This is a genomic window from Moorena sp. SIO4A5 (genome assembly GCF_010672005.1).
Lineage (GTDB): Bacteria > Cyanobacteriota > Cyanobacteriia > Cyanobacteriales > Coleofasciculaceae > Moorena.
Genome location: NZ_JAAHHZ010000341.1, coordinates 1 through 4,981, shown reverse-complemented (window position 1 = coordinate 4,981; position 4,981 = coordinate 1). Strand labels below are relative to the sequence as shown.

4 protein-coding genes are annotated in these 4,981 nt (G+C 42.8%); 2 read left to right on the top strand and 2 right to left on the bottom strand.

Features of this window, described 5'->3' with window-relative positions; translation table 11 throughout:
- Nucleotides 1-136 precede the first annotated feature (136 nt).
- Complete coding sequence (locus F6K57_RS36560) at nucleotides 137-1,540, bottom strand: phospholipid carrier-dependent glycosyltransferase (protein WP_364305606.1); 1,404 nt, start codon at nucleotides 1,538-1,540, stop codon at nucleotides 137-139.
- 7 nt (nucleotides 1,541-1,547) lie between these two features.
- On the bottom strand, nucleotides 1,548-1,697 hold the full coding sequence (locus tag F6K57_RS36555; RefSeq protein ID WP_293060874.1) for a hypothetical protein: 150 nt from the start codon (nucleotides 1,695-1,697) through the stop codon (nucleotides 1,548-1,550).
- A gap of 832 nt (nucleotides 1,698-2,529) precedes the next feature.
- Here F6K57_RS36555 and F6K57_RS36550 point away from each other — a divergent pair.
- Entirely contained in the window at nucleotides 2,530-3,012 is a 483-nt protein-coding gene (locus tag F6K57_RS36550; RefSeq protein WP_293073091.1) for a hypothetical protein, read from the top strand.
- Between the two features lie 192 nt (nucleotides 3,013-3,204).
- The gene (locus F6K57_RS36545; protein WP_293073088.1) at nucleotides 3,205-4,077 is read left to right on the top strand and encodes a PEP-CTERM sorting domain-containing protein; all 873 of its coding nucleotides are present in this window, start codon (nucleotides 3,205-3,207) and stop codon (nucleotides 4,075-4,077) included.
- Nucleotides 4,078-4,981 lie beyond the last annotated feature (904 nt).

Here is a 4,981-nt window from a genome sequence, read left to right as displayed (position 1 = left end):
TATTGCTCAGCCCTATATTGGCTTATGTCATTCTTATTGACTAGCCACAGGCGGCAAAATAAATGCTGATCAACTTCTCATTCTTCATTATCTAAAACATCAATAAGTGCTGAACCCTGATATTAATAAATTGTCCCTAAATCCAGGAGCGGAACCACATCCGCAGCTGATAACCTGACTCAGACAAGGGTAGACCTAAGTAAATTGGTAACCAGAATATAAAAGCTAGTACAACTACCAAGATGACAGTGAAACCAGCACTACGATACTGGTTTTTCTCACTGTGTAGCCAGCGGTCAACTAGCCACGCCAGTGCTAATCCAGAAAACACTGAAGCTCCCATGTAATGATAAAGAAACGTGCAGCGAGTCACTTTCGTCCAGGGCAATAGGTTAGCGGCGTAGTTTACGATCAAATAGAGGGTAATCCAGGTATAGGAGGTTGGTATAGATTTCCAGCCCACCCCTTCTAAGATGCGTTGGGTTAACAGCAGCAGCAGCAACAAAATAGCTGTAGTCGAGAGCCACCATAGGAAAGGATTGCCCATGGCATGGACATCATAGATTACATTGCTCGCATCAGCCGATAAGAGGGAGTCAGTGGGAACAGCCTCAGGGCTGTGACTAGCAGTCTGATAGAAGTAAGCAACCGGACGCCACATTAACAGCCAAGTATACCACCGGGAACAGTAAGGATGGACATCAGTGCCACTGCCCACATTTTGATGGAAGGTTAAAATTTTGACTTGAGACTCCCAGAATCCAGGGCTAGGATTCATCAGTAAGTGAGGAATCCAAAGCAGGCTGTAAGTAACAACTGGTAAAATCACCAAGTTCAGCAGGATGTGCCCGATATTCAGTTGGGTCAGGTTTTGTAATGGATGGCGTCCCGATGGTATGGAGCGAGTACGGGTTGTCTGCCCAAAATAGGTTCTAAATAATTGCCATACCCAAGCGACAGCCCATACTATATAAATCCCTAACAAAAACCACAAGCCATTCCACTTAATCGCTGCGGAAGCACCAAAAAACACACCAGATAGGATTAGCATCAGCCAGGATTTGGCAGCCTGATGATTCAGAGCCAGAAGGAAAAACAACTGACCCAGTAATCCCAAGATCACTAAATATATATTGTTCAGGGCATAGCGGGATTCTACCAGGAATAAACCATCAGTAGCTGCGAACAGAGCAGCAATCAAGGCATAGCTGCGACGTCGATTGAGTTGATAAGCCAGAGCCGCCACTACGATCGGAATCAAAGAACCCGTCAGGGCATTCAGCCATCGGTAACTCCAGGTAGAGCGTAAGGAACCAGTCAGCTCGTTAACTGTATCCTGTCCAAAAGGTAGATGAGAGCCAATCCAGATGCCAATGGCAATGATGTACTGACTTAGGGGAGGATGGGGATTGAAAAAGGAAGTACCGGTTAAGTAGTTATTGGCAAATATAGCGTAGTAAACTTCATCGAATACTAGGCGATTAAATCGACCCAACCCCCAAAATCGCAGGGCGAGTGACAGTAAAACAATGGCAGTCATGCCAATGCTAAACCAGGGGATAGACGAATGAGACGGCTTTTTTGGCAAAATCATCACCATCGAGGCTTGGGTTATCGGTGAATGGCACACTCAATCTGGAGTAGAGGACACCTTGATCAGCAATACTTTTCTGGGGGAAGACTGGGAAGAGAGACAAGAGTGGAAAGACAACACTGCCCCTTTATCCCCCCTTGTCTACCTTCCCTAATTCCGAAAGTATAAAATATGCCCATTAAATGCACACTAGCTTAATCACCTGTAAGCTGATCACCTGCAACCTGTAACTTATACCTGCTCAGCATCTGTAGCTCGAATAAATGAAATTGGTATATAGCGCTACGCGCAAGGGCAAGAGGCAAGAGGCAAGAGGCAAAAGTTTACTACACAAGGTTTTGCTGCTTGTATCAATGTCCTAACTTTAATGCGTAGTGCTATAACTTCCCCCTCTTCTCCCTCTTAACCCTCTTCCTGCTATTAGCCCTTTCATCCCTTTAATCCCTTAATAGCTTTTGCGCGCCTTACCTCCCTTTGTGGCTGCATCTTGTCTATACAATTGTGATAACACTTGTGATATAACCAGAAAAATTGTCAGACAAGTATTCCGGATTTTCCTCTAAGTGGATTGAAAAACTAAGAATAAGCATCATCACTTGACCTTTCCTTATTATTATCAAATTCTTCACATTCTCCACACAAACTATCACTATTTTTAAACTGTTAGTAAAGATTGTTTATGGGAAATATTTTTAGTGTTAAAACCAATTTTATACTGAAAAAATGAGTTAGGATTTATCTGGTTTTTATGGACAAGGAGAAAAATATAGTTTTCTCTTTTAGGAGAGTAATTCCTGGGTGTGCTGCCACTCTAAACCCTCAGTAGCAGTAACTATTATTTTCTCGTTAATAGAGAAAAATATGCCTCTGCTCATGACTTAAAGGAAATGATTAAAACAATCAAAAACCACAGAGTTAGCACATACTAAACACTTATGAAAATCCGAGATATTAATCCACGAAATGTTAATCCACTACATGGCACAGACAAAGGGGACTGGCTCACAGGTACCCCAGAGCCAGATAATATCGACGCTCAAGGGGGGGCTGACACTGTATTTGGAGGTGGTGGAGGTGACTTTATCAACCTTGGTTATGATGATGATCGTGATCTGACCTGGTATAGTAACTTTTCCGAGAGGATGGACATCATTGAAGATTTCGATCCCAACGATGAAGATGTTGTGGTTATAACCTCTGGTTTCTTTTGGGATCTTTTTCACAACCAAGGTTTGAATTCAGATGCCAATGTTGGAGATTGGTTGACAATTGAGCAGTTTGGTTCAGATACTTATATTAGAGTAGATCCAGATGGTATTCAAGGGTACACCCCCTTCAGAACATTAGCTATCCTAAAAAATGTTGATAAAAACGATATAAATCTAGATATAGTTGATGGCGATTTTATCATCGCATGATTAACCACAGGTGATGCGCGGATTTTCACGATCAGCTTCGAGTTTAGGTGTGGAACCAATCAGCAATCTGGTCAGTCTTCAACCTAAGACTGTCAGATGGGTTAAGAGCGTCTACTCGGAAAAAATATCCACTTTGGAACTGGGAAGCATCTACCAATGACTAATCTCTAGTTCTCAACAAAGATAATCAATATGTTTGACCTTAAAAACTACAAGCGCTTCTCTTTGAGAACAGGTATTGTCAGCCTGATCGGTGTGGCCAGTCTATTTGATACTAATCCTGCCTCAGCCACCATCATCACTAATGGTAGTTTTGAAAATTATTTTACGGGCTGGGAAATATTGGGTAGTGCTTCTGTGCGCACTGCAGGTTTTGGTAGTCAACCTACTGACGGCAGTTTCTATGCCCAGCTAGATACATTCCTTCCCCAGGAACAAGAAAACTTCGTGGAGCTAGCCAATTTTCTAGAGCTGGACATTACAGTGCTGGATCAGATCGGCAAAGGAAAGGGGGAGGTGTTTGAAGGATCAGCAATCAGAACTACCTTTACAGCAGTTGCAGGAGATGTTCTTAATTTCGATTACAACTTCCTCACAGATGATTTCGGTTCTGAATATTTTAATGACTTCGCTTTTGTGGGAATTTCCGGTCAGTTGAATGGTTTGGCTGATACCTTCTCAGTATTAGCTGATTCCATGACACCGTTTGTGAATGAAACTGGTTTTAGCACCTACTCTCAGAAAATTGCTGGCTCTGGAACCTACACCTTGACCATAGGTGTAACAGATGTTGGGGATGGTGCCTTTGATTCAGGACTACTAATCGATAATGTCAATGTAGTCAGACTGGAACCAACTGATCCCCCCTCAGTGCCAACACCCACTGATCCCCCCTCAGTGCCAACACACACTGATCCCCCCTCAGTGCCAACACCCACTGATCCCACCTCAGTTCCAGAACCAACCTCTGTATTGGGGTTACTAGCCATTGGGGTTTTAGGGGTGAGAAGTCAGTTGAACAAACACAAACAAAAATGTGAGGGAACTAGTAAAACACAGACCTAGCTAATGGGGAAACCCGCGAAAAATGAAATACAGACTCAGACCAATGAACTAGAGCGATAAGCAGCGAGTTTTGGTTGCTCAGTAATTATAATCATGACAGAATGCCAGGTCGGATTTATATTCTGCAATAGTTACGCTTCACGCTTATCCCAACGGCAGGACAATCTCTTAGCTTAGACTAATTATCAATGACAGACTAACAATGTTACACATGCTCTAAAATCAGAATTATGTTATTATGAAATGATAGCTATTCGGCTAATCAGTCACCAAGGTAAAATCAATCTCCGCAACTTGTAATACCCTTGTAATAGCTCGGTGCTCTAGGGTCTGTGATCCTGGTTTTGTTATTTGAGATACTTTGATTAGATTTATTTGGCTTTCCCAAATCTTTTTAAAACTTAATATATAGTGATACCAAGTGGCGAGTACTCAGGTATCAGCTATTAGCCGTCAGCCCAGTTGCTCAGAACCGAGCCTCAACCAATAAGCCATTTGCTCCGTGGGCAAGGCAAAATCAACCCCATTACTGCAACCCATGGAATGACATCAAGTAATGTGGTGTCAGTAGTCAGTTACCCAGTAGCAAAAACCCGAGAAAGCGTTTTCCCCATACCCTAGTTTCGTAAATGTGCAAAAACTGTACTGTTGAAGCTTTAGAGTTAGGAATTATAATATACAGTGGGCGATATCTAAATCATATCCACAACCGCGCTACCACAAAGCCAAACATTTCTTATGGGGACAACTACAGTTTTACGAATAGGCGATCGCGTCATTAGTGCAGAAGAAATTGTTCCCCTGCTAGCTGGTTACCAATTGCTGCCACCGTTAATCCGTGAGATTATCATTGACGAGGCAGTGGCTACCGCAAGCTGCACACCAGAGGAGAAGGCTCAAGCCT

What these genes read in the sequence shown, in the direction of transcription:
- F6K57_RS36560 (WP_364305606.1), bottom strand. Translation starts at nt 1,540, where the DNA reads ATGACTGCCATTGTTTTACTGTCACTCGCCCTGCGATTTTGGGGGTTG.
- F6K57_RS36550 (WP_293073091.1), top strand. Translation starts at nt 2,530, where the DNA reads ATGAAAATCCGAGATATTAATCCACGAAATGTTAATCCACTACATGGC.
- F6K57_RS36545 (WP_293073088.1), top strand. Translation starts at nt 3,205, where the DNA reads ATGTTTGACCTTAAAAACTACAAGCGCTTCTCTTTGAGAACAGGTATT.